Raw genomic sequence first — 19,807 nt, 5'->3', positions numbered from 1 at the left:
TTCCTACGTTGTTGGTCAACAAGCCTGCGGCGACATTGGCGATCTTTCTCCCCCCATATCGAGTTGCGCGCTGGCTCTGATGACGGGAAGGGAGGTGCCCGCATCCAGGGTAAGCATCGTGTTGCCACCAGCGCCTAGTTGCACCGTGTAGGGATCGACCGCGACGGCGAACGCACTCAGATTGCCCGAAGCGTCATACGCGCCAAAACCGGCACCGACGTGGCCATTACCATCGCACACCGAACCAGTCGAAATTACACTCGGCGCGCCAGAGTTGAAACACTCCGATGGAAACGTCCCATCCCCAAGCAAACCGATCGAATACGACCACGGCGATCCGGCTTGTGCGCTTCCCGCCGCGGCGGCGAAGAGCGCCACGACGGCGGCGGCCGACTGCTTGCATCCCTTACCTCTTGCCCGCGCATTTTCCGCAACCACAACCCATCCGTCGGATGCCTCGCTCCAGACAACACGATACCGCTTGTTCATACGACCTCATTCTTGTCAACGTTGTTATTTGCCCAATGATCGAACATGCGCCTCAAAAACGTTGCATATAAATCGCATTCCTAATTAATAAGATTGCCATTGCACAACAGTTTTTAGGCAATCTTGTTCGTGTCCGGCATTCTTGGCTAGACGCGTTTAAATTTCCACGTCGAAATTCCTAAACAGCGTATGAATGATTACGTGCGAAACTACATTAATCAGCGATCGTGATCGACAATAATACTGATAAGGTATTGAATTTAAAGATATTTCGTGCGAGATGAAACTTAAGATGCGGCATTGTTTGCGAAAGGTGGGCGTGTACCAAGACGCGGCTCTCGGATTCGCGGGGCCGTTCCGGAATATTGACGATAGTCAGTCATATAACGAATCTACTTTACTTCCGTTACCTAAATTATCAAGACACTGGAATTTGGATAAATGGTCGGAAACGGAATTACAAGAAGGCACGTCACGCAAATGAGAAAAGGCGCGACGCCCATTCGGACGACGCGCCTTCTCGGACCAAATGCTTACCCCTCAAATCGACAACAGCTCGCGCGCCTCCTTCGCGGTCGCCACAGGTCGCCCATACTCGGCGCACAACGCCGCCACGCGGCTCACCAGTTGCGCATTGCTCTTCGCGAGCGTGTCCTTGTCCCAGCGCACGTTGTCCTCCAGACCCGTGCGGCAGTGTCCGCCCAGTTGCAGCGTCCAGTGGTTCACTTCGAGCTGGTGACGTCCGATGCCCGCAGCAGTCCACGTAGCATCCGGCAGATTCTTCTTCAACTGCTCGACTTCGAATTCGAGAATCTCGCGCCGCGCGGGCAACGCGTTCTTCACGCCGAGAACGAACTGCACGTGCACGGGCGACTTCAGCAAGCCCTGATTCACGAGATCGACCGTGCTATAGAGCATCGCCAGATCGAAGATTTCGATTTCGGGTTTCACGTTGTGATCGAGCATCGTCTGCGCGAGCGAGCGCACGAAGTCGGGTGGGTTCTCGTACACGATCGTCGGAAAGTTGACGGAGCCCGTCGCGAGCGATGCCATGTCGGGCTTCAGATCGAGCATCGCGCCGCGCTGCTCGAACGAACGGCCGCGCCCGCCCGTCGAGAACTGGATGATGATGTCCGGGCAATGCTTGCGAATGCCTTCCTGCAACTCCGCGAAACGATGCCGATCCGAGCTCGAGCGTTCGTCTTCGTCGCGCACGTGCAGATGCACGAGCGTCGCGCCCGCTTCATACGCCTCGTGCGTGCTCTCGATCTGCTCGGGAATCGTGATCGGCACGGCGGGATTGTCCTTCTTGCGCGGCACCGAGCCAGTGATCGCGACCGATATGACGCAGGGTTCTTTAGTAGGGGATTGGGTCACGCTTCGCTCCTTGACGGCACCGTCCTGGCGACCGCCATTACCGGGATCGCGAACGGCACTCAAATTTGAACTAACTAGTACGTTTGTAATGGTGAGGCATTCTCCGGTCCGCTGCAAGCCACACAAACCCTAAGCTCCCGCGGTGCGTTCGTAAGACGAATCGGGCCACGTCCCCGTCTACTTTCGCTCGGCGTCCTCGGCGAGCATTTTTCCGACCTGCTCGTCGGTGATCGCCGGCTTGATGTCGAACATGAACAGATCGGCCCACTCGTGCGCCCAGCGCGCGAGCGGTTCGATGGTGTCGCATTCGCACACGGCGATGCCCCAGATCGAGCCGATCGCGTGCCAGCGGCCCAGCAGATGAATGCCATCGGGCGGCGCGCCGCGGGTTTGCAGGAACCGCTCGGCAGCCTGTCGCTCGACCTCGGGTTGCGCAGTCCAGTTGACGATGAATAGCATGGCTCGATCCTCCTGTTGGAACGCCATGAAACGGCGCGACGCGCCGGATTCGCCGCCGCGTCGGCCTATGCGGCCGGTGCGGTTCATCCAGTATAGGAGTCGGCCGCGCTTTGCATCGCGGCGTATCGTCGTGCGCATTCGGCGCAGCGGGCTTGCACGCGCCTCTGGCTAGCGTCGCTCAATGCATCACGACGACGGGCGCGGCGAGAACCGGCTGCGCATAGGTGACCCTGACGGCCGGCGCGACCCCATAAGGCGCCACGACGACGGTCGGCCGTGGCGGAGGCGGCGGCGGCGCTGGGATCACCACGGGTGCGACCGGCGGCGCGACGACGACCGTGCGCACCGGGACGTAGTAATACGGCGGCCTCGGCGGGGGCGCGTAGTAGTAGACGGGACGAGGCGGCGGCGGCGCATAGACCACGGCGGGCGCCACATAGGAAACCTGCACGCTCGTTCCGGCGGATGCGGTTTTCGCGCAGGTCAGGCTGATGGCGGCAATGGTGGAAACGCTGAGCAAACGGAAGTTCATGTTGAAGTCCTCATGCATCGTGAGACGATCGATTCGGCAGCGCGAACGAAACAGCCCTGCCGGCGATGAGAACGATAGCGAAGCGCCATCCGATCCGTGAGTCATAACTTATGTCGCCGCATGTCGGCGAAATTACGCGGCATCGCGAGTGAAATACGGCGACACGATTCGTAGCATCCCCAAGATTGCGTTCGCCGCGCGGCTCAATAGAATGGCATCACCGTTGCCGTTCATTCGTATCGAATCAGGGAGAGAGCCATGCGAAAGATCCTTGTCATCCTTGCAGCCTGCGCGGCGTGCGCCACGTCGGGCGCGGCGTTCGCGCAAACCGCCACTCAGCCGATGGGCGCGAGCCCTCGTGTCGAACGCGCGCTCGGCCAGCTTCAGACCCGCTTCTCGAGCGCCAACACCACGCACGACGGCAAGCTCACCCGCGAGCAGGCATCCACCGGCATGCCGATGGTCGCCAAACATTTCGACGAAATCGACACGCAGAAGAACGGCTACGTAACCCTGCCGCAGATCGAAGCCTTCATGCACGAGCACGCCGCGCAACGCTGATCCGGAGCCCCCATGGAAACCCTGCCGAAGATCATCGTGCTCGACGACGAAGCCGAGTTGCGCAACATGCTGCAGCGTTTTCTGAGTTCGCAGGGTTTCGAGGTGCGCGTCGTCGAGAACGGCAAGCGGCTCGACCGCTATCTGCAGCGCGAGCCTTACGACCTGCTCGTGCTCGACTGGATGATGGAGCCCGAAGACGGTCTGTCGGTCTGCAAGCGCCTGCGCGCCGAAGGCCAGACACTGCCGATCCTGATGCTCACGGCGAAAGGCGATCCGGTCGACAAGGTGATCGGTCTCGAAACCGGCGCCGACGACTACCTCGCCAAGCCCTTCCTGCCTCAGGAACTCGTCGCTCGCGTGCGCGCGTTGCTGCGCCGCCAGAAGATCGCGGCCGGCGATCCGACGCATACGCAGCAGATCATCCGCTTCGGCGATTTCCGCCTCGATCTCGCCCGCCAGAAGCTCTATCGCAACGGCGAGCCGTTCGACATTCACTCCGCGCAGATGCAGTTGCTGAGCGCGCTCGGCTCGTCGCCGAACCGCGCGGTGAGCCGCGACAATCTCATCGCCCGCACGCGCGGCCGCGACCACGACGCGCTCGATCGCAGCATCGACGTGCAGGTGCTGCGGCTGCGTCAGATCGTCGAGCAAGATCCCGGCAAGCCGCGCTTCATCAAGACCGTATGGGGCGTCGGCTATATGCTGCTCGCCGAAATCGAGTCGTGAGCGCCGTGCCCCGCGCGTACCTCGTGCCGCGCTCGCTGTTCGCACGCAATATCCTGCTGCTCGTCGCGCTCGTCGCGGTGAGCCAGGTTTGCGCGATCGCGGTGCTGCTGCACTTCATCCAGACACCACGCATCGAGCGTGCGGCGGCGACGTTCGCGAGCTATATCGTCACGCTCGACACGCTCCTGAAAACGTCGCCGCCCGAGGCCGCGCCAACGGTCGCCGCGCATCTCGACCTGCGCCGCGACTTGCCTGCCGGCGCGAGCGAGACGGCGCCGGGATCGCGGCTGCGCTTCTATCAAACCTATCAGCGGCGGACATTCGTCGAGAGCCTGCGCGAGCACTTGCCCGCCGACATGCTGGTGCGCTGGCAAGGCGGCGACACGGCCGACGACGGCCAGCAGCGTTTGTGGATACGCGCGCATCTGGCGGGCGAGCCGCGCTGGCTCGCGCTGCCGGTGCCGGAAGCCGCGCACGACGACGGCCTCGCGACGGCCCTCTTCCTTTCGCTCGGGCTCGGCGCGCTCGCGTTCGCGACGGCCTACTTGATCCAGCGCCACCTGAACCGCCCGCTCGCGCATCTCGCCGATGCCGCGCGGCTCGTTTCCGCCGGCGGCGAGCCCGGCGTCCTGCCGACCGACGGCCCGACCGAAATCGCGCAGGTCAGCGGCGCCTTCAACCGCATGACGGCCGCGCTGAAGGAAGCCGAAGCCACGCGCGCGTTGATGCTCGCGGGCATCTCGCACGACATCCGCACGCCGATGACCAAGCTGCGCCTCGCGATGGCGATGTCGTCGGTGCCCTCGACGGACGCGGCGTTCGCGGCATCGGCGGAAGGCTATCTCGACACCATCGACACGATTCTTCAGCAGTTCATGGACTACGCCGGAAGCGGCGCGAAGGAGACGCCCGTCGTCGGCGATCTCAACGAGCTGGTCGCCAATCTCGCAGCCGATTTCGCCGGACTGGGACACGAGTTCGCGCTCGATCTCGGCGAAATCGAGCCCTTCCCGTTCCGCCCGATCAGCATGTTGCGCATGCTGATGAACCTGATGCAGAACGCGGTGCTGTACGGCGTGGTCGGACTGGAAGTGCGGACGTGGACCGACCGTCAGGCGAAGACCGCGTGCGTCGTGATCGCCGATCGCGGCAAAGGGCTCGCCGGTCAGGATCCTGAGGCGCTCAAGCAGCCGTTCAAGCGCGGTGGCGGTGAAGGCCAGCCGAAGGGCACGGGGCTCGGTCTCGCAATCGTCGAGCGCATCGCGCGGCTGCACGGCGGCACGCTGGAACTGCGCGCGCGCGAAGGCGGCGGCGCCGAGTCGCGCATCGTCTTGCCGCTGTCCGGCGAAGCCGCGGGCTAGCGCTATTCGGTTGCGTGAGCGTCGTCGGGATCGGCGATCGCCTGCTTGCCGTCGCCCGGCCCGGTCCTGGCCGCTTGCGCCTGCTCCTCCGCGACCGTCGATTCGCGCGCGAGCGGCGCGATCGCCTGCATCGGCACCATGGGCTGCGCACGCGCGTTCACGCCCGCCGGGCTGGGTTCGTTGTCGTGGATCAATGCGCGGATGCGCGGGTAGATCTGGCGCTCCCAGCGCTTGCCGTTGAACACGCCATAGTGCCCGACGCCCGTTTGCACGTGATGCGCCTTCAGATACGGACGCAGCTTGTCGCACAAATCCTGCGCCGCGAGCGTCTGGCCGACGGCGCAGATATCGTCGCGCTCGCCCTCGACCGTAAAGAGCGCAGTGCGCCGGATCGCCGAAGGATCGACCTTGCGGCCGCGCACTTCGAGTTGCCTGAGCGGCAGCGCGTGGCGCTGGAACACCGTGTCGACGGTCTCCAGATAGAACTCCGCGGTGAGGTCCATCGTCGCGAAGTATTCCTCGTAGAAAACGCGGATCGCGTCCGCTTTCGCGGGATCGCCCTTCGCGCGCTGATGATGCATCTCCTCGAACGATTCGATATGGCGCGAGAGGTTCATCGACATGAACGCGCCCAGTTGCACGAAGCCCGGATAGACGCGCCGCATCGCGCCCGCGAAGCCGAAGGGCACCATGCTGATCAGATTGCGCTCGAACCAGTCGATCGGCTTGCTCTTCGCGAGCTCGTTCACGCGCGTCGGGTTGACGCGCGTGTCGATCGGCCCCGCCATCAGCGTCATGCTCGCGGGCTCGGCGGGATGCCGGTCCTCGGCCATCAGCGCAACGGCCGACAGCGCCGCGACCGTGGGCTGGCACACTGCGAGCAGATGCGCGCCGGGCCCGATCGTCTCGATGAAATCGATGATGTGCTGCACATATTCGTCGAAGCCGAAGCGGCCGTGAATCAGCGAGATGTCGCGAGGATTGCGCCAGTCGGTGATATAGACATCGTGGTCGGCGAGCATCGTTTGCACGGTGCCGCGCAGCAAGGTCGCGAAGTGGCCGGACATCGGCGCGACGACGAGCACGCGCGGCTGCGCGATGGACGCATCGTCCTTGCGGAAATGGAGCAGATCGCAGAACGGCGTCGATGCCGTGACTTCTTCCACGACGCGCACTGTCTTGCCTTCGACGTCAACTTCCGGAATATCGAACGCCGGGCGCGCATGCGTGAGCCCCGCGAGCGCGATCTGCTCGCAGAACGCCGTGAGCACCCGGCCCTGCGGCGTCTCGCCCATCTCTTTCCAGACGCGCAATGCGCCTTCGACAAGCGCGGCGGCATGGCGCATCGGCAGCATCGAATCGGACCAGGCCTGATAGCCCGCGTAAGCAAACGGATTCATCTCTCTTGCACGCGGGCCGCGCATGCGTCGACATTGAAGCTCTGAGGGAAGGCAATAGCTATGCCAATCTATCGCCACATAGTGCGTGGGGCTGCGTTTATATTAGGCCGCAATTGGCATAGGCTTTGCACCGATGCCATCCACGAGCGGGATTTGCCACACTTCGGTGCCTGCATGCCCCGCGCTCGATCCGTCTTGGTGCACGACGCGCGAGGAACGACTCATGGCGAATGCCACGCTCACCATCAGCAGCAAGAACTATTCGTCCTGGTCGCTGCGCGGCTGGCTGCTCACGAAATTCAGCGGATTGCCGTTCGAGGAAGTCGTGATGCCCGCCGACGATCCCGGCGCGCGCGCCGAACTGCTCCTGCTTTCGCCGTCGATTCTCGTCCCGTGCCTCTTTCATGACGGCATCAAGGTATGGGACACGCTCGCGATTGCGGAGTATCTGAACGAAGTGCGGCCCGATGCGGGCCTTTTGCCGCCGGAACGCGCCGAGCGCGCCCATTGCCGCGCGATCTGCGGCGAGATGCATTCGGGCTTCGCCGCACTGCGCTCGGCCTTGCCGATGAATCTGAAAGCGCACTTTCCCGGCTTCAAGGTGTGGGCGCGCGCGCAGACCGACATCGACCGCATCGTGACGATCTGGCACGAGTGTCTCGCGCAATATGGCGGCCCGTATCTGTTCGGCGAACGAACGTGCGCAGATGCGATGTTCGCGCCCGTCGTCACGCGCTTCGTGACCTACGACGTGAAGCTCGACGCGGATATCGTCGCGTACGGCGAGCGTATTCTCGCGATGCCGGAGATGCGCCAGTGGATCGCGGACGCGCAACAGGAAGCCGAGGAAATCGACGAACTGGACATCGAGTTCTGACCGCCGTCCCGCGGCTCCGATGGATTTTCCTTTCCTCCATTCGTGAACCATACTGGTCTGTAGGAGGAAACCGCAAATGGAAACGTCACTCGAACGAGGCGCTGCGGCCCGGCGCGCAGCGCTCAATGGAGCGCCCACGCTGCACGTCCGCTTCTCGGACACCGACGCCATCCCGTTTCCGACCCGCACCGTCGAGCGCGGCGACGCGCTGTACTGCGCGGGCGAACCGCTGCGCAGCCTCTATACGGTGCAAAGCGGCTGCTTCAAGACGGTCGCGACCTATCCCAGCACCGACGACGACAGCGCCCCGCACGCACAGGTCACGGGTTTTCAGTTCGCGGATGAAACGCTCGGCCTGGACGGCGTGTGCACCAATCGGCACGAAAGCGACGCCATCGCGCTCGAGCCGAGCGTGGTGCGCATCATGCCGGTCGGCATCCTCGAACCGCTGTGTCGAGAGTACGCGGCAATGCAGCACGAATTGCTCGCGATCATGAGCGCGGAGATCGTGCGCGCGTCGCGTCTCGCGCTGATGCTCGGCACGATGCCCGCGCGCGAGCGCGTCGCCGCATTCCTGCTCGATTTCTCTGAGCGGCTCGACACGCGCGCGGCGTCATCCGGCGATCACGCGCGCGAACTGCTTCTGCCCATGACGCGCGCGGATATCGGCAGTTACCTTGGACTCGAACTCGAAACCGTGAGCCGCACGCTCTCGAAGCTGCAGCGCGAGGGCGCGATCGGGCTCAACGGACGGCAGGTGCGGATCGTCGATCGCGCGTTGCTCGCGCATTCCTGAGTCACGCGCCGGTCGTCAGCACGGCCGCGCCCGTCAGCTTGCCTTCGCGCAGATCGGCGAGCGCGCGGTTCGCTTCATCGAGCTGATAAGACGTTGTGTGCAGATCCAGATGAAACTGCCCGGCGAGGCGCATGAACGCGCGCCCGTCTTCGCGCGTGAGATTGGCCACCGACATCACGCGCCGCTCGCCCCAGAGCAGGTCATACGGAAACGAAGGAATGTCGCTCATGTGGATGCCGCCGCACACCACCGCGCCACCCTTGGCGACTGCCTTGAGCGCAGCCGGCACGAGCGCGCCGGCCGGCGCGAAAATGAGCGCGGCATCGAGCGCGTCGGGCGGCGTCTCGTCGCTTCCGCCCGCCCAATGCGCCTTCAGGCTGAGCGCGAGCCGTTGCGCGGCGCCATCGCCCGGACGCGTGAACGCGTAGACCGCGCGCCCCTGATGCCTCGCCACCTGCGCGACGATATGCGCGGCCGCGCCGAAGCCATAGATGCCGATGCGCTTCGCGTCGCCCGCCATCGCGAGCGTGCGATAGCCGATGAGCCCCGCGCACAGGAGCGGCGCCGCTTCCACGTCCGAATACCGCTGCGGCAGATGCAGACAGTACCGTGCATCGGCGACGACCCGTTCCGCATAACCGCCATCGATCGTATAGCCCGTGAAGCCCGGCGCGTCGCACAGGTTCTCGCGGCCCGCCGCGCAATAGCGGCAATGGCCGCATGTATGACCGAGCCACGGCACGCCCACGCGATCGCCGGGCGCGAAGTCCGTCACGCCCGCGCCGAGCCGCGCGACCGTCCCGACGATTTCGTGCCCCGGAATCACCGGACGCTTCGGATGGGCGAGTTCGCCGTCGACCACGTGGAGATCGGTACGGCAGACGCCGCACGCATGCACGTCGATGAGGAGTTCGCCCGCGCGCGGCGTCGGATCGGGCAAGTCGCGCGCGTGCAGAACGGGGGCGGTGCCGTCGAAGACCATTGCGCGCATCGAAATGTCTCCTGAGTTCGATACTGCGAGAACGCCTGACGCGCCTGTATTGCGGCGCAATATTTTGCGCTCCGAACGGATGAGCACCGCACACGCTTCGCGCAGTGCCTTGGGGCGCGCGCTGCCGACGTGGTGCACCCGTGCACGCTCAGCGAGCGTCGACCCAGTGCGATAACGCACGCTGATGCAGCGCTTCCATCGAGCCATGGACCGCGCGTCTCTGCGACGATATGCCTCCGAAGCTTGCCCCCAAAGCGTCAGATTGTCATACTAAACTTGAATCATGCAGGCACGAGGCGGACATGGGTTGAAGACACATCTCGGCATCGGTCTTGCTTGATCGATTTCGGACGTCATGGCTGTTGCGGCGCGGCAAGCGAGCACGCGATTCAAGGCTCGCTCAACGACGCTTCGGCGATGGAACCCATTACATGCGTGGCGTTTAAACTTATCCGCCGCGCGCCGTTCGAATCTTTCATCGCGGTCCGCAAGGGCCGCGTCGTAACGCCTTAACAATACGCGCGGCGCAAGCCGCCATTCAAGCGACGACGCTCATGGCCAGTGCGAAAGTGCTGGGCGTCTCGTCCATCGAAATCGTTTCATGGAGGATGACATGCGTATCACGGTCAAGCTGGATGGCTTCGAAGGCGCTCAATCGGCGGCCTACGCCATCCTGTGGCTCGACAAGGAAACCCGCCGATGGTCTCGCGAGGGACACCAGTCGGTGGAAGTGCCGGATTGGGGAGGCTTGCGTTCAGGATCGAACGGCACGATGATCTGCGGCCAGCAGGTCGGAGATCCGATCTGCGTGCTGGAGCGCCTCGACGTCGACGCTCCCGACGGCCCGCCCGAGGGGCTCGCGGGACGCGTGCTGTGGTATGCGGACGGCGCAAGCGTGACGAGCACCGGCCGCTGGCACGTGCAGTGCATCGACCGCGAGCAGATCAAGGCGGAGCACGGCGTCTTCGCCGGAGAAGAAGGAATCTGATCGAAACGCGGAATGGTCAGGGCTCGTCGCTCGGCAACGGAGTAAGCATCACGACGAACGACGCAGCCCCGATCAGGATCGCGAGCACGCCGTAGTACATCACGGCCGTCTTGTCGAAGAGCAGGCCCCGCAGCGCCGCGTCGATGCCGCCCAGCGTCACGAACACGGCGCCCAAAGCCGCCACGATGCGCCCTTCACCCCTGATCATGATGTTCTCCCGACCGTGACGCGGGCTTCGGCCCCTTGCGTGGTCGCGGCACGGCATCGTGCCGATATTGCGTCGCCATGAATTCATGTTCGCTTGCGCGGCGCGGCACGATTTGACCTGCATCAACCTCTACCGCCATCCGGCGACTGCAACAGCAGACCGCTCGTTCTGGTGTTTTCCCTTGCCCCATTTCCAGGGTTTATATTGGTAGTATCAGGTGCTGGCTGCGCGTTGGCATGATTTCGCGCACGGCGCATGCTGCCCGGGCCATGCTCGCGTTTGCCCGCAAGAATGGCTCGCATTCGACCGACAGAAAATCTGGGGAGGCACGATGAATCAAAATTTCAGCGATCCGTTCAGCCAGTTTGCAGCCATGTTCCAGCAGTACCAGCTTCCAGGATTCGACGTCACCGCGATCATGGAATCGCGGCGCAAGGATGTCGAAGCGCTCGCGGCGACCAATCGCGTCGCGTTCGGGGGCATGGAGGCGCTGCGCGACAAACAACTCGAAATTCTGCGCAGGACTTTGAGCGATCTAGAAACCATCGCAAAGCAATTCGCCAATACGTCGACCCAGCCGCCGTTCAACGCCAATGAAGTCGTCCAGCGCGCGCTGCATAATGCGCTCGCCGACATGCAGGACATCGCGCGCACGACCCAGCAGACTCAGGCCGAAGCCTATGCGCTCGTCAGCAAGCGCATGGAAGACGCGTTGAAGGAACTGAAAGCGTCGATCGACAAGCCCAGGACCTAGCCTCGCAGGCTGACGAGGCCCGGCCTCCGGCAACGGCGCGCCGCGTGTGCGGCGAGCGGGAGGTGCGTCATGCAATTCGATGAATTCGCGGCGTTCGAGAAGAACGGCTGGGAACACGTCGTCCCTTCGTATGAGGATTATTTCGGAAGACTCACCGCGCAGTCGCATTCCGCGCTGCTCGATGCGCTCGCGGTCGGTCCGGGCATTCGCCTGCTCGATGTCGCGGCCGGACCCGGCAATTTCGCCGCGGCGGCGATCGAGCGCGGCGCGACTGCGGCGGCCATCGATTTCTCCGCATCGATGATCGCGCATGCGCGCCAGCTTCATCCCGAGATCGAATTCCAGATAGCGGGCGCCGAGCATTTGCCGTTCGGCGAAGAAAGCTTCGACGCCGTCGGCATCAACTTCGGCATGCTGCATTTTCCCGAACCGGAACGGGCGCTCGTCGAAGCGGCGCGCGTGCTGCGACATGGCGGCCGCATCGCGTTCACTTCGTGGGCCGTGCCCGAGCGCGCGGTCGGCTTCGGCATGGTGCTCGACGCGATCCGGCTGCACGGCAAGCTCGACATCGGACTGCCGCCCGCCCCGCCCTTCTTTCGCTTCGGCGATCCCGAGGAATGTGTGCGCGTGCTGACCGAAGCGGGCTTCGCGGACGCCCGCGCCGACGAAGTCGAGCAGACCTGGCATTTCGTGCTGCCAGAAACTCCGCTCGACGGTCTGATGCACGGCGGCGTGCGCATGGCCGCACTGTTGCGCGCGCAATCGAAAAGTGCGCTCGTCTCGATCGAGCAGGAAGTGCGCACACGCCTGAAGGCCTATGCGCAGCACGGCGAGCTGCTCGTGCCGATGCCTTGCGTGCTGGCCTGCGCCATCAAGCGCTGAACCGGTTTTACTTTTTTGCCTGCGTCGTGATCTGGAAGATGTCGACGGCCACGTGGTCTCGGCCGTACTTGCCCGCGAGCGCGGAGAGCCGTTTTTCGACGGCGCGCAGATATTCGGGCTTCGCCTCGCTGTCGGGGCGCGGCGAGTCGAAGAGCGGCGCGGGCGTGACCGTCAGCACGATCATCTCCGAGCCGAACGGCTTGCCGACGACCCAATCGCCCATCGTGCCGATCGTCGCCGTGTAGTTCGCCGGCGCCTGGTTGTCGCGCGAGCGGGCGTTGGGCACCAGATGCACGACGCTGCCATCGAGCATGAAGTAGTCCACATTGACGTAGGATTCGAACGCGGGCGTCATCAAATCGATGATCAACGGATCGCCCTCGGTAAGACGGGTCGCGCGCGAGCGCGTGTGCACCGACGCCGGCCTGCCCGACTGCCGGTTGGCCGTCCAGTACGAGCCGAACACCTTGAGCAGATCGCATTTGTCGTCGGCGACCTGCTGCACGCCGAAGTTCGTCGTCTTCACGCCCGGCACGCGACCGAGCGCTTCCTTCAGTCGCGCGAGACCGTACTTCTGCGACACGAAGCCCTGCACGTCGACGGTCTGATCGTGCACCGATGCGACGAGCGCCGAGCACGGCACGCTTCCGAGCACGGGCGTGACGGCGGCCATCGTGAGTTCGGGCAGCGGCGTCGCGGGCACCGCGGGGGCGATCGTCACCGCGGAAGCCGGCGGCGCGCCGGGCCCGTGCGCCGTCACCGCACCCGTGACGCTTCCTTCGGATGGGCGTGGCGGCGCTTCGTGCGCGGTTTCCTCGCCGCCTTTCGACTGATCGTAGAAGTAATATCCCGCGCCCGCGGCCATTACTGCCGCGAGCACCGCCCCGCCGATCGCGAGCTTCGACGCGCCGCGCTTTTTCGCCTTGCGGCCCGCCGGCGAAGCGGCATGATTCTCGCCGATTTCGTCCAGAAACTGCGCGACGGTCGGCGTCCGCGACTCGCGCTCGAACGCGAGTGCGGCCTTCAGGGCTTTCCACTCCTTGTTGCCGAGTCGCTCGGGACGCTGCGGCTTCATGCCCGCGCTCTTCGCCTGCAACGCGGGCACGCGGTCGAACGGATGTTTGCCGGTGAGCAATTCGTACGTGATGCAGCCGAGCGCGTAGATGTCGTCGCGCGGATCGGGCTCGCGGTGCTCCAGCATCTCCGGGCTCGCGTACGCGGGGGTCAGCGCGCCGAGACTGCCGGGATCGAAGACGGTCGCCTCGGTCTCTTCCTCGGGCCGCTGAATCACGCGCGAAATGCCGAAATCGATCACCTTTACTTCCGACGTGTCCGTCAGAAACACGTTCGCGGGCTTGAAATCGCAGTGCACGAAGCCGCGCTCGTGCGCGTAGGCAAGCGCGTTGGCCATGCCCTTGAAGATCGGGAAGACTTCGGCGAACGGCATGCCCTTGAAATTCGGGTTCCGAAGCAATCGGGACAGCGGCTGGCCGGACAGGTATTCCATCGTGAGGTAGACGACCTGACCGTCGCGGTCGAAGTCATACACGGTGACGATATTCCGGTGCGCGAGCTGCTGCGCCTTGCGCGCCTCGCGCTGCAGCGCGATCAGCGACTTCGGATTGCCGCGGAACTGGAGATTGAGCACCTTGATCGCGACGTAAGGCCGTCGATCCGACGCCTCGAGCTTGCGCAGATCGAGCGCCTTGTACACCGTGCCCATGCCGCCGATGCCGAGACACTCTTCCAGCACGAAGCGGCCATTGAGCGTGTCGCCGACGCCCTTCATCGTCTGGTCGTGGTCGACGATCACCTGCGTCGCCTGGCTGCCGGTGCCGCTGCTCGGATCGCGCGAAGGCGGCGGCGGGAAGCCCGGCGAGGTTTGCAGACGGGTCTCGTCGCGGTTAGCGGGGCCAGTGGGGGAATCGGCTTCGGGACGAATGCGCGCCGCATGCTCGATGCGGCGGCGGATGGCCGCATAGATGTCGGGTGGCAAAGGCCGTGCCGCATGCTCCTCTTCGAGGATCTCCATGAGCCGTTTTGCCGGAGTCTGCTCGGTCGCCAGTGCGCCGTCCACTCCCGCAAAGAACTCGTCGCGCGACCCGCCGTCGCCCCGATATGTGCGAATTGCTTGCGCAAAACTTGTCATCTGTCCGACGCGACGCGGCTCCAATCGATCGACAACGACTTGTCGTAACAAATCCCCGGTGCTCGTTCGATACTAGCCTTCGCATGGCGCTTTCGCAAATGGCGTTTTCGATCATGAGCGGTATCGCGCACATGTCGTTCGGAGACCGACACATCGGGTGCGTATGTTGGCGTCGCGACGTCAAAGCGGCCGTTTTCCGGCTACGCGCAGCCTGGGCCGAACGGCATAAATATTCGACGAATCAATACGTTGCGCGACCAACCCGGAAGTACGGCCGCTACTGGCACGCGATTCGCATCACTTCACGCGAACGCTTTTGCGGCAGAAGGCATGCGCCTTTTGCCGCCATTGGCGTTCAATGTCGTTCCACCGGCCGACCAACGGCGCACCGGATTGAGGAGTCGGTGCGGTGCGCCGGGCCGGATTGTCTATACTCAACTGCGACTCCCCACTTTGGAGGAAGCATCCATGGCCGTCATCAAAATCAGAGACCTCGCCGACAGCGTCGAACTCGACCGGCAGGCGATGCATACGATCGTCGGCGGCGCGCGCGATGGCGTGCGGCCCTTGTTTCGCATCCGGCCGGCGTCGAACACGAATCGCGTCGTCGACTATCCGGGCGTGCAGGTGAAGGACGTGCCCGCCGCACAGGCCGGACCGTTCACCACCAAGATCGTCACGAAGGAATAACGCCGATATTCAGCGAGGGATCGCATCCCTCGCTGCTTCGGCTTCAATGACGCACCGGCATGCCGGTGCCCGCCACCGCACCTCCGACTGAGCGACTGAGCGAACGCGCCGAGCGCTTGACGAGCGCGAGACGCACGCGCTCGCGCCCTTCGCCATCGAAATCACCGAAATAGCGCGTCTTGCCCGCGATCACCGCGCCGGCCGGCACGCCGTCGAGATACAGCACGCGATTGCCCGCGAGCGCAGGCACTTTCTCGCCCGGCAACAGCGAGCCGACGAGATTGAGCGGATCGACCGCCGAGAGCGCGACGAGTGCGCCGTCCTTCGGCCGCTTGCGCATGTCGCGCAGTAGCGGCACCGCTTCGGGCAACGCGAACTGCTCGCCAGCGAGCCCCGCGACGAAGCGCCCGCCGCGAATCTCGCCGCGCGCCTCCAGCCGGTGATAGACACGCAGCAAGTCGCGCCAGGGCGGCAGCCATTGCGCCTCGCGTTCCAGCAGACGCCAGAACACGACGCCGTAGCGCCGCAATAGCGTCAGCGCGACATGCTCGAGATCGCCGTCGTCGCGCGCGTCTTCCGGCTTCGCGCGACGCAGCAGCGCCCAGCGCCCCGCATCGTCCATCCCGCCGATGAACAAGCCGCCGCGCCTCGGCCGACGCGCGAACGCATTGCGCTTCGCCGCCGGCGCGAGCAGTGCGCGCAGACCGGCGAAGCTGTCGGCGCTGACGAGTCCGAGCGCGACGAGTTCGCCGAGCGCGTCTTCCAGTTCCGTGCGCAGCAGGCGCACATCGGAGAGGAGTTCGTCGAAGAACATCGCGCCGTGCGCGTTCAGCGCATCGAACACGCGTTCGGCGCGCGACGAGAGGTGCGGCGCTTCGTCCTGAGGCGTCCCGGAAGACGCTCCTCTCGAAGACATGAGCGCGTTCCATGCATTCAGATGACGGCGCGGCAACAGCACGATCGGCGTGCCGCGCACCGGGCCGCCCGACGCGCGCGAGCGTCCCGCGGGGCGCGTCCACACGAGCTTGCCCGCGCGGCAGAGATCGTCGAGCCACATGCCCGAATAATCGGCGATGCGCGCCGGCAGGATTTCGTCTTCCCATGCGACGGCGGGCGCCTCGAATCCTTCGAGTTGCTCGAGCACGGCGCCGAGCGCGTCACGGCCCGCGCCGCGCGATTCAGGCGCGACGCGCTGCCATTCGAGCAGAAAGCGCATGAAATCCTGCCGCTCGACCGGCTCGATCTCGCGACGCAGCCGGCGCACCGTGTACCGATGAATCCGCGCGAGCAGATGGCGCTCGCACCATTCCTCGGCCTGCGCGCCCGGCGTGAATCGCCCGCGCATCACGTAGCCTTGTGCTTCGAGCCGCGTCAACGCGAGCGCGATCGCCGATGCGGGCAGCGCGAGCGGACGCGCGATCTCCGGCACGCTCAGCGGACCGAAGCCCGACAAGCGCGCACGCACGATTTCGACGAGCGCGTCGTCCGGCGCCCAGACGTCGTCGAAGCCGGGCGGCGGTTGCAGCGACGGCTGCATCGGCGCGTGCTCGTAGACGGCCCGCATGCACGCGAGCCGCCCGACGGGCGTCCACAGCGCATCGTGCTCCGCGATCTGCACGCGCGTCGCACGCCCCGAGTGCGCGAGCGCGTCGAGCCACGCGATCCATTGCGGGTTGCGCTGCGCCTCCGCCTCGGCGATGCACGCGAGCATCGATAACGCCTCGTGCATCTCATCGGCGCTCGTGACATCGGGCCACGCCTCCTCGCGCACGCTCGCGATGGCTTCGGGATCGAGCGCGCCGAGATCGTCCACCGATTGCGGATCGGTCCAACGGCGCGCAAGCACGGCCTGCGTGCGGCGTTCTTCGAGCGGCGCATCGTCGAGGAACGCGTACGGCCGCGCGGACAGAATCTCGGCTGCGAGCGGCGACGGCGCGGGCAGCTCGCGCGTGACGAGCCGCACGGCGCCCGTCTCGATGCGCCGCAGGAGCGCGAGCCACGCGTCGCTGTCCATCGCGTCGTGCAGGCAATCGTCGATGGTCTGCTCGACGAGCGGATGCGCCGGCACCTCGCGCTCGCCCGCGATGTTCTCCACGCACGCGACCTGGTCCGGAAATACGGCCGCGAGCAGATCTTCGCTTTTCATGCGCTGCAATTGCGGCGCGACCTTGCGCCCGCCGGTGTAGCGCGGCAGCGCGAGCGCGTTGGTCGCGTTCCAGCGCCAGCGCACGCCGAACAGCGGCGCGTCGAGCAGCGCCTGGATCAGCACGTGTTCCGCCGTCGCGGATTTCAGATAGCGCCACACTTCGTCGAGCACGAAGCTGTGGCTGCCGGTCAGCGACAGCACGATCGCGTCCTCGGTCGCCGCCGCCTGGAGCTCGAAGTTGAACGTGCGGCAGAAACGCTTTCTCAGCGCGAGGCCCCACGCGCGATTCACGCGGCTGCCGAACGGCGCGTGGATGACGAGCTGCATGCCGCCGGACTCGTCGAAGAAGCGCTCCATGACGAGCGTGTCCTGCGTCGGCAGCACCGTGAGCGCGGCGCGCGAGCGCGCCAGATAATCGACGATCTGCCGCGCCGCTTCGATGTCGATGCCCGTCCGCTGCGCGAGCCACGCGACGGTTACATCGACGCTGTCTTGCGCGAGCCTCGCATCGATCTCCGCGCGCAGCCGCGCGATCGCGTGCGAAAGCTCGTTGCTGCGGCCCGGCGCTTCGCCCAGCCAGAACGGGATGTTCGGCGGCTGGCCGTTGGCGTTCTCGACACGCACGCGCCCGCCTTCCACGCGCACGATCCGGTACGACGTATTGCCGAGCTGAAAGATATCGCCCGCGAGGCTCTCGACCGCGAAATCCTCATTCACCGTGCCGATCTGCAAGCCTTGCGGCTCGAGGATCACGGCGAAATCGGCATTGTCGGGAATCGCGCCGCCCGAAGTCACCGCCGTCAGCTTGCCGCCGCGCCGCCCGCGCAGCGTGCGCGAGACCGCGTCGCGATGCACATACGCCGCGCGCACGCCCTGCCGCCCGGTATAGCCTTCCGCGAGCGTGCGCAGCACGGCTTCGTAGTGCGCGCGATCGAGCGTCGCGTACGGATACGCGCGCGTGATCCGCTCGAAGAATTCGTCCTCGCTCCATTCGCGGCACGCGACTTCGGCGGTGATCTGCTGCGCGAGCACGTCGAGCGGTGCGCGCGGAATCGTCAGCGCATCGAGCTCGCCGCGCCGCACGCAGTCGAGGAGCGCCGTGCATTCGATCAGATCGTCGCGGGAAGTCGGAAAGAGCCGCCCTTTCGGCGTGCCGCCGACGTGATGCCCCGAGCGCCCGACGCGCTGCAGGAACGCGCCGATCGAACCGGGCGAGCCGATCTGGCAGACGAGATCGACATCGCCGATATCGATGCCCAGCTCCAGCGACGCGGTGGCGATCAGCACGCGCAAGTCGCCGCGCTTCAGGCGCTGCTCCGCCTCCAGACGATGCTCGCGCGCGAGGCTGCCGTGATGCGCCGCCACGGCCTCTTTGCCGAGCCGCTCGGTCAGATGCCGCGCCGCGCGCTCGGCCATGCGGCGCGTGTTGACGAAAACGAGCGTCGTGCGATGCAGCCCGGCGAGCTCGGCGAGGCGGTCGTAAACGCGCTCCCAGATGTCGTTGGACATGATGGCTTCGAGCGGCATCGGCGGAATTTCCAGCGCGAGATCGCGCGCGCGGACATGACCGACATCGACGATTTCGCACGGCTCGCTTGCGCCGACGAGAAACTTCGCGACGCGTTCGATCGGCTTTTGCGTCGCCGACAAACCGACGCGCACCGGGCGCTGTCCGCTCGCCTGCTCGCACAGTGCGTCGAGCCGCACCAGCGACAGGCTCAGATGCGAGCCGCGCTTGGCCCCGGCGACCGCATGGATTTCATCGATGATGACCGTGCGCGCGGTCGAAAGCATCGCGCGGCCCGAATCGGACGACAGCAGCACGTAGAGGGATTCGGGCGTCGTCACGAGAATGTGCGGCGGGCGCTTCTTCATCGCGTTGCGCTCTTGCTGGGTCGTGTCGCCGGTGCGCACGGCCGCGCGGATTTCCGGCGCGGCCACGCCGGACTCGCGCAAGGTCCGCGCGATCCCCGCGAGCGGCTCATCCAGATTCACATGGATGTCGTTCGACAGCGCCTTCAGCGGCGACACGTACACGACCCGCGTCTCGTCCGGCAGCGTCCCGCCGCCCGCGACGCCGTCGCGCACCAGTTCGTCGATGGCGGCGAGAAACGCGGTGAGCGTCTTGCCCGAGCCTGTCGGCGCGGCGACGAGGGTCGAGCGGCGCGCGTGCACCAGCGGCCACGCGCGCGCCTGCGCGGCGGTCGGCGCGGGAAAGCGCGAGCGAAACCAGTCGACGACGGCGGGATGAAAGCCGCGCAGCGCGTCGGTCGCGGAAGTGGGTGGTCGGGTCATCCGGACATTCTAAGAGCCGTTGAGAAATGACGTATTGCGCGTGGTTTTAGGAGTATTCCCATCCGATCGAATCCCGTTAGCGGCGATGCTAAGCGGCTCGTCTTTTCAGTCGGTTCCATTCGTGCC

General features: G+C 65.2%; 18 protein-coding genes. 9 read left to right on the top strand and 9 right to left on the bottom strand.

All coding sequences use genetic code 11. The annotated features are described in order from the left end of the window. Window positions 1-15 precede the first annotated feature (15 nt). The 4 genes from U4Y90_RS06845 to U4Y90_RS06830 all read right to left on the bottom strand — a co-directional run bounded on the left by U4Y90_RS06845 (window position 16) and on the right by U4Y90_RS06830 (window position 2,857). Window positions 16-489, bottom strand: coding sequence for an ESPR domain-containing protein (locus tag U4Y90_RS06845; RefSeq protein ID WP_321793575.1), 474 nt, complete (start codon window positions 487-489; stop codon window positions 16-18). 540 nt (window positions 490-1,029) lie between these two features. Beyond that, complete coding sequence (locus tag U4Y90_RS06840) at window positions 1,030-1,866, bottom strand: 3-keto-5-aminohexanoate cleavage protein (RefSeq protein ID WP_321793573.1); 837 nt, start codon at window positions 1,864-1,866, stop codon at window positions 1,030-1,032. A 177-nt stretch (window positions 1,867-2,043) separates the two neighbouring features. Then, window positions 2,044-2,325, bottom strand: coding sequence for a DUF3303 domain-containing protein (locus tag U4Y90_RS06835; RefSeq protein WP_321793571.1), 282 nt, complete (start codon window positions 2,323-2,325; stop codon window positions 2,044-2,046). Window positions 2,326-2,503: 178 nt separating this feature from the next. Further along, window positions 2,504-2,857 (bottom strand): hypothetical protein, encoded by a 354-nt coding sequence (locus U4Y90_RS06830; protein WP_321793569.1) that lies wholly within the window; start codon window positions 2,855-2,857, stop codon window positions 2,504-2,506. 258 nt (window positions 2,858-3,115) lie between these two features. Between U4Y90_RS06830 and U4Y90_RS06825 the strand changes: the two genes are divergently transcribed. The 3 genes from U4Y90_RS06825 to U4Y90_RS06815 are packed head-to-tail and all read left to right on the top strand — an operon-like array spanning window position 3,116 to window position 5,505. Then, complete coding sequence (locus U4Y90_RS06825) at window positions 3,116-3,418, top strand: EF-hand domain-containing protein (protein ID WP_321793567.1); 303 nt, start codon at window positions 3,116-3,118, stop codon at window positions 3,416-3,418. 12 nt (window positions 3,419-3,430) lie between these two features. Continuing rightward, a complete protein-coding gene (locus U4Y90_RS06820; protein WP_321793565.1) occupies window positions 3,431-4,144 on the top strand; it encodes a response regulator in 714 nt (237 codons plus the stop codon). Beyond that, complete coding sequence (locus U4Y90_RS06815; protein WP_321793563.1) at window positions 4,141-5,505, top strand: ATP-binding protein; 1,365 nt, start codon at window positions 4,141-4,143, stop codon at window positions 5,503-5,505. Before U4Y90_RS06820 ends, U4Y90_RS06815 begins: the two co-directional genes overlap by 4 nt. 2 nt (window positions 5,506-5,507) lie before the next feature. Here the strand turns inward: U4Y90_RS06815 and U4Y90_RS06810 are convergent, their stop codons facing one another. Continuing rightward, on the bottom strand, window positions 5,508-6,905 hold the full coding sequence (locus U4Y90_RS06810) for a polyhydroxyalkanoate depolymerase (RefSeq protein WP_321793561.1): 1,398 nt from the start codon (window positions 6,903-6,905) through the stop codon (window positions 5,508-5,510). Between the two features lie 223 nt (window positions 6,906-7,128). Here U4Y90_RS06810 and U4Y90_RS06805 point away from each other — a divergent pair, with 223 nt between their 5' ends. Beyond that, the gene (locus tag U4Y90_RS06805) at window positions 7,129-7,782 is read left to right on the top strand and encodes a glutathione S-transferase family protein (protein WP_321793559.1); all 654 of its coding nucleotides are present in this window, start codon (window positions 7,129-7,131) and stop codon (window positions 7,780-7,782) included. Between the two features lie 76 nt (window positions 7,783-7,858). Next, on the top strand, window positions 7,859-8,578 hold the full coding sequence (locus tag U4Y90_RS06800) for a helix-turn-helix domain-containing protein (protein WP_321793556.1): 720 nt from the start codon (window positions 7,859-7,861) through the stop codon (window positions 8,576-8,578). Window position 8,579: 1 nt separating this feature from the next. Here U4Y90_RS06800 and U4Y90_RS06795 read toward each other — a convergent pair whose 3' ends face one another. After that, the gene (locus U4Y90_RS06795; protein WP_321793554.1) at window positions 8,580-9,569 is read right to left on the bottom strand and encodes a zinc-dependent alcohol dehydrogenase family protein; all 990 of its coding nucleotides are present in this window, start codon (window positions 9,567-9,569) and stop codon (window positions 8,580-8,582) included. 613 nt (window positions 9,570-10,182) lie between these two features. Between U4Y90_RS06795 and U4Y90_RS06790 the strand changes: the two genes are divergently transcribed. Next, entirely contained in the window at window positions 10,183-10,557 is a 375-nt protein-coding gene (locus U4Y90_RS06790) for a DUF3564 family protein (RefSeq protein ID WP_321793552.1), read from the top strand. 16 nt (window positions 10,558-10,573) lie between these two features. Here U4Y90_RS06790 and U4Y90_RS06785 read toward each other — a convergent pair whose 3' ends face one another. Continuing rightward, window positions 10,574-10,765, bottom strand: coding sequence for a DUF2964 family protein (locus U4Y90_RS06785; RefSeq protein WP_321793550.1), 192 nt, complete (start codon window positions 10,763-10,765; stop codon window positions 10,574-10,576). Window positions 10,766-11,096: 331 nt separating this feature from the next. On the opposite strand from U4Y90_RS06785, the gene U4Y90_RS06780 reads away from it, so the two are divergent. After that, window positions 11,097-11,519 (top strand): phasin family protein, encoded by a 423-nt coding sequence (locus U4Y90_RS06780; protein ID WP_321793549.1) that lies wholly within the window; start codon window positions 11,097-11,099, stop codon window positions 11,517-11,519. 69 nt (window positions 11,520-11,588) lie between these two features. After that, window positions 11,589-12,401, top strand: coding sequence for a class I SAM-dependent methyltransferase (locus tag U4Y90_RS06775; RefSeq protein ID WP_321793547.1), 813 nt, complete (start codon window positions 11,589-11,591; stop codon window positions 12,399-12,401). A 7-nt stretch (window positions 12,402-12,408) separates the two neighbouring features. Here the strand turns inward: U4Y90_RS06775 and U4Y90_RS06770 are convergent, their stop codons facing one another. Further along, window positions 12,409-14,550, bottom strand: a complete 2,142-nt coding sequence (locus U4Y90_RS06770) for a protein kinase domain-containing protein (RefSeq protein WP_321793545.1) — start codon at window positions 14,548-14,550, stop codon at window positions 12,409-12,411. Window positions 14,551-15,018: 468 nt separating this feature from the next. On the opposite strand from U4Y90_RS06770, the gene U4Y90_RS06765 reads away from it, so the two are divergent. Next, entirely contained in the window at window positions 15,019-15,240 is a 222-nt protein-coding gene (locus U4Y90_RS06765) for a hypothetical protein (RefSeq protein WP_321793543.1), read from the top strand. A 43-nt stretch (window positions 15,241-15,283) separates the two neighbouring features. Here U4Y90_RS06765 and U4Y90_RS06760 read toward each other — a convergent pair whose 3' ends face one another. Next, a complete protein-coding gene (locus U4Y90_RS06760) occupies window positions 15,284-19,681 on the bottom strand; it encodes a DEAD/DEAH box helicase (protein WP_321793542.1) in 4,398 nt (1,465 codons plus the stop codon). Window positions 19,682-19,807: the final 126 nt, after the last annotated feature.

Source organism: Caballeronia sp. J97, assembly GCF_905220305.1.
GTDB lineage: Bacteria > Pseudomonadota > Gammaproteobacteria > Burkholderiales > Burkholderiaceae > Caballeronia.
The sequence above is the reverse complement of the archived record's forward strand: the minus strand, read 5'-3'. Positions and strand labels throughout refer to the sequence as shown.

Excerpts from the sequence above, each read along its gene's own strand:
- U4Y90_RS06795 (WP_321793554.1), bottom strand. The coding sequence starts at position 9,569 with ATGCGCGCAATGGTCTTCGACGGCACCGCCCCCGTTCTGCACGCGCGC.
- U4Y90_RS06805 (WP_321793559.1), top strand. The coding sequence starts at position 7,129 with ATGGCGAATGCCACGCTCACCATCAGCAGCAAGAACTATTCGTCCTGG.
- U4Y90_RS06835 (WP_321793571.1), bottom strand. The coding sequence starts at position 2,325 with ATGCTATTCATCGTCAACTGGACTGCGCAACCCGAGGTCGAGCGACAG.
- U4Y90_RS06790 (WP_321793552.1), top strand. The coding sequence starts at position 10,183 with ATGCGTATCACGGTCAAGCTGGATGGCTTCGAAGGCGCTCAATCGGCG.
- U4Y90_RS06800 (WP_321793556.1), top strand. The coding sequence starts at position 7,859 with ATGGAAACGTCACTCGAACGAGGCGCTGCGGCCCGGCGCGCAGCGCTC.
- U4Y90_RS06775 (WP_321793547.1), top strand. The coding sequence starts at position 11,589 with ATGCAATTCGATGAATTCGCGGCGTTCGAGAAGAACGGCTGGGAACAC.
- U4Y90_RS06785 (WP_321793550.1), bottom strand. The coding sequence starts at position 10,765 with ATGATCAGGGGTGAAGGGCGCATCGTGGCGGCTTTGGGCGCCGTGTTC.
- U4Y90_RS06780 (WP_321793549.1), top strand. The coding sequence starts at position 11,097 with ATGAATCAAAATTTCAGCGATCCGTTCAGCCAGTTTGCAGCCATGTTC.
- U4Y90_RS06825 (WP_321793567.1), top strand. The coding sequence starts at position 3,116 with ATGCGAAAGATCCTTGTCATCCTTGCAGCCTGCGCGGCGTGCGCCACG.
- U4Y90_RS06765 (WP_321793543.1), top strand. The coding sequence starts at position 15,019 with ATGGCCGTCATCAAAATCAGAGACCTCGCCGACAGCGTCGAACTCGAC.
- U4Y90_RS06770 (WP_321793545.1), bottom strand. The coding sequence starts at position 14,550 with ATGACAAGTTTTGCGCAAGCAATTCGCACATATCGGGGCGACGGCGGG.
- U4Y90_RS06830 (WP_321793569.1), bottom strand. The coding sequence starts at position 2,857 with ATGAACTTCCGTTTGCTCAGCGTTTCCACCATTGCCGCCATCAGCCTG.
- U4Y90_RS06810 (WP_321793561.1), bottom strand. The coding sequence starts at position 6,905 with ATGAATCCGTTTGCTTACGCGGGCTATCAGGCCTGGTCCGATTCGATG.
- U4Y90_RS06820 (WP_321793565.1), top strand. The coding sequence starts at position 3,431 with ATGGAAACCCTGCCGAAGATCATCGTGCTCGACGACGAAGCCGAGTTG.
- U4Y90_RS06845 (WP_321793575.1), bottom strand. The coding sequence starts at position 489 with ATGAACAAGCGGTATCGTGTTGTCTGGAGCGAGGCATCCGACGGATGG.
- U4Y90_RS06760 (WP_321793542.1), bottom strand. The coding sequence starts at position 19,681 with ATGACCCGACCACCCACTTCCGCGACCGACGCGCTGCGCGGCTTTCAT.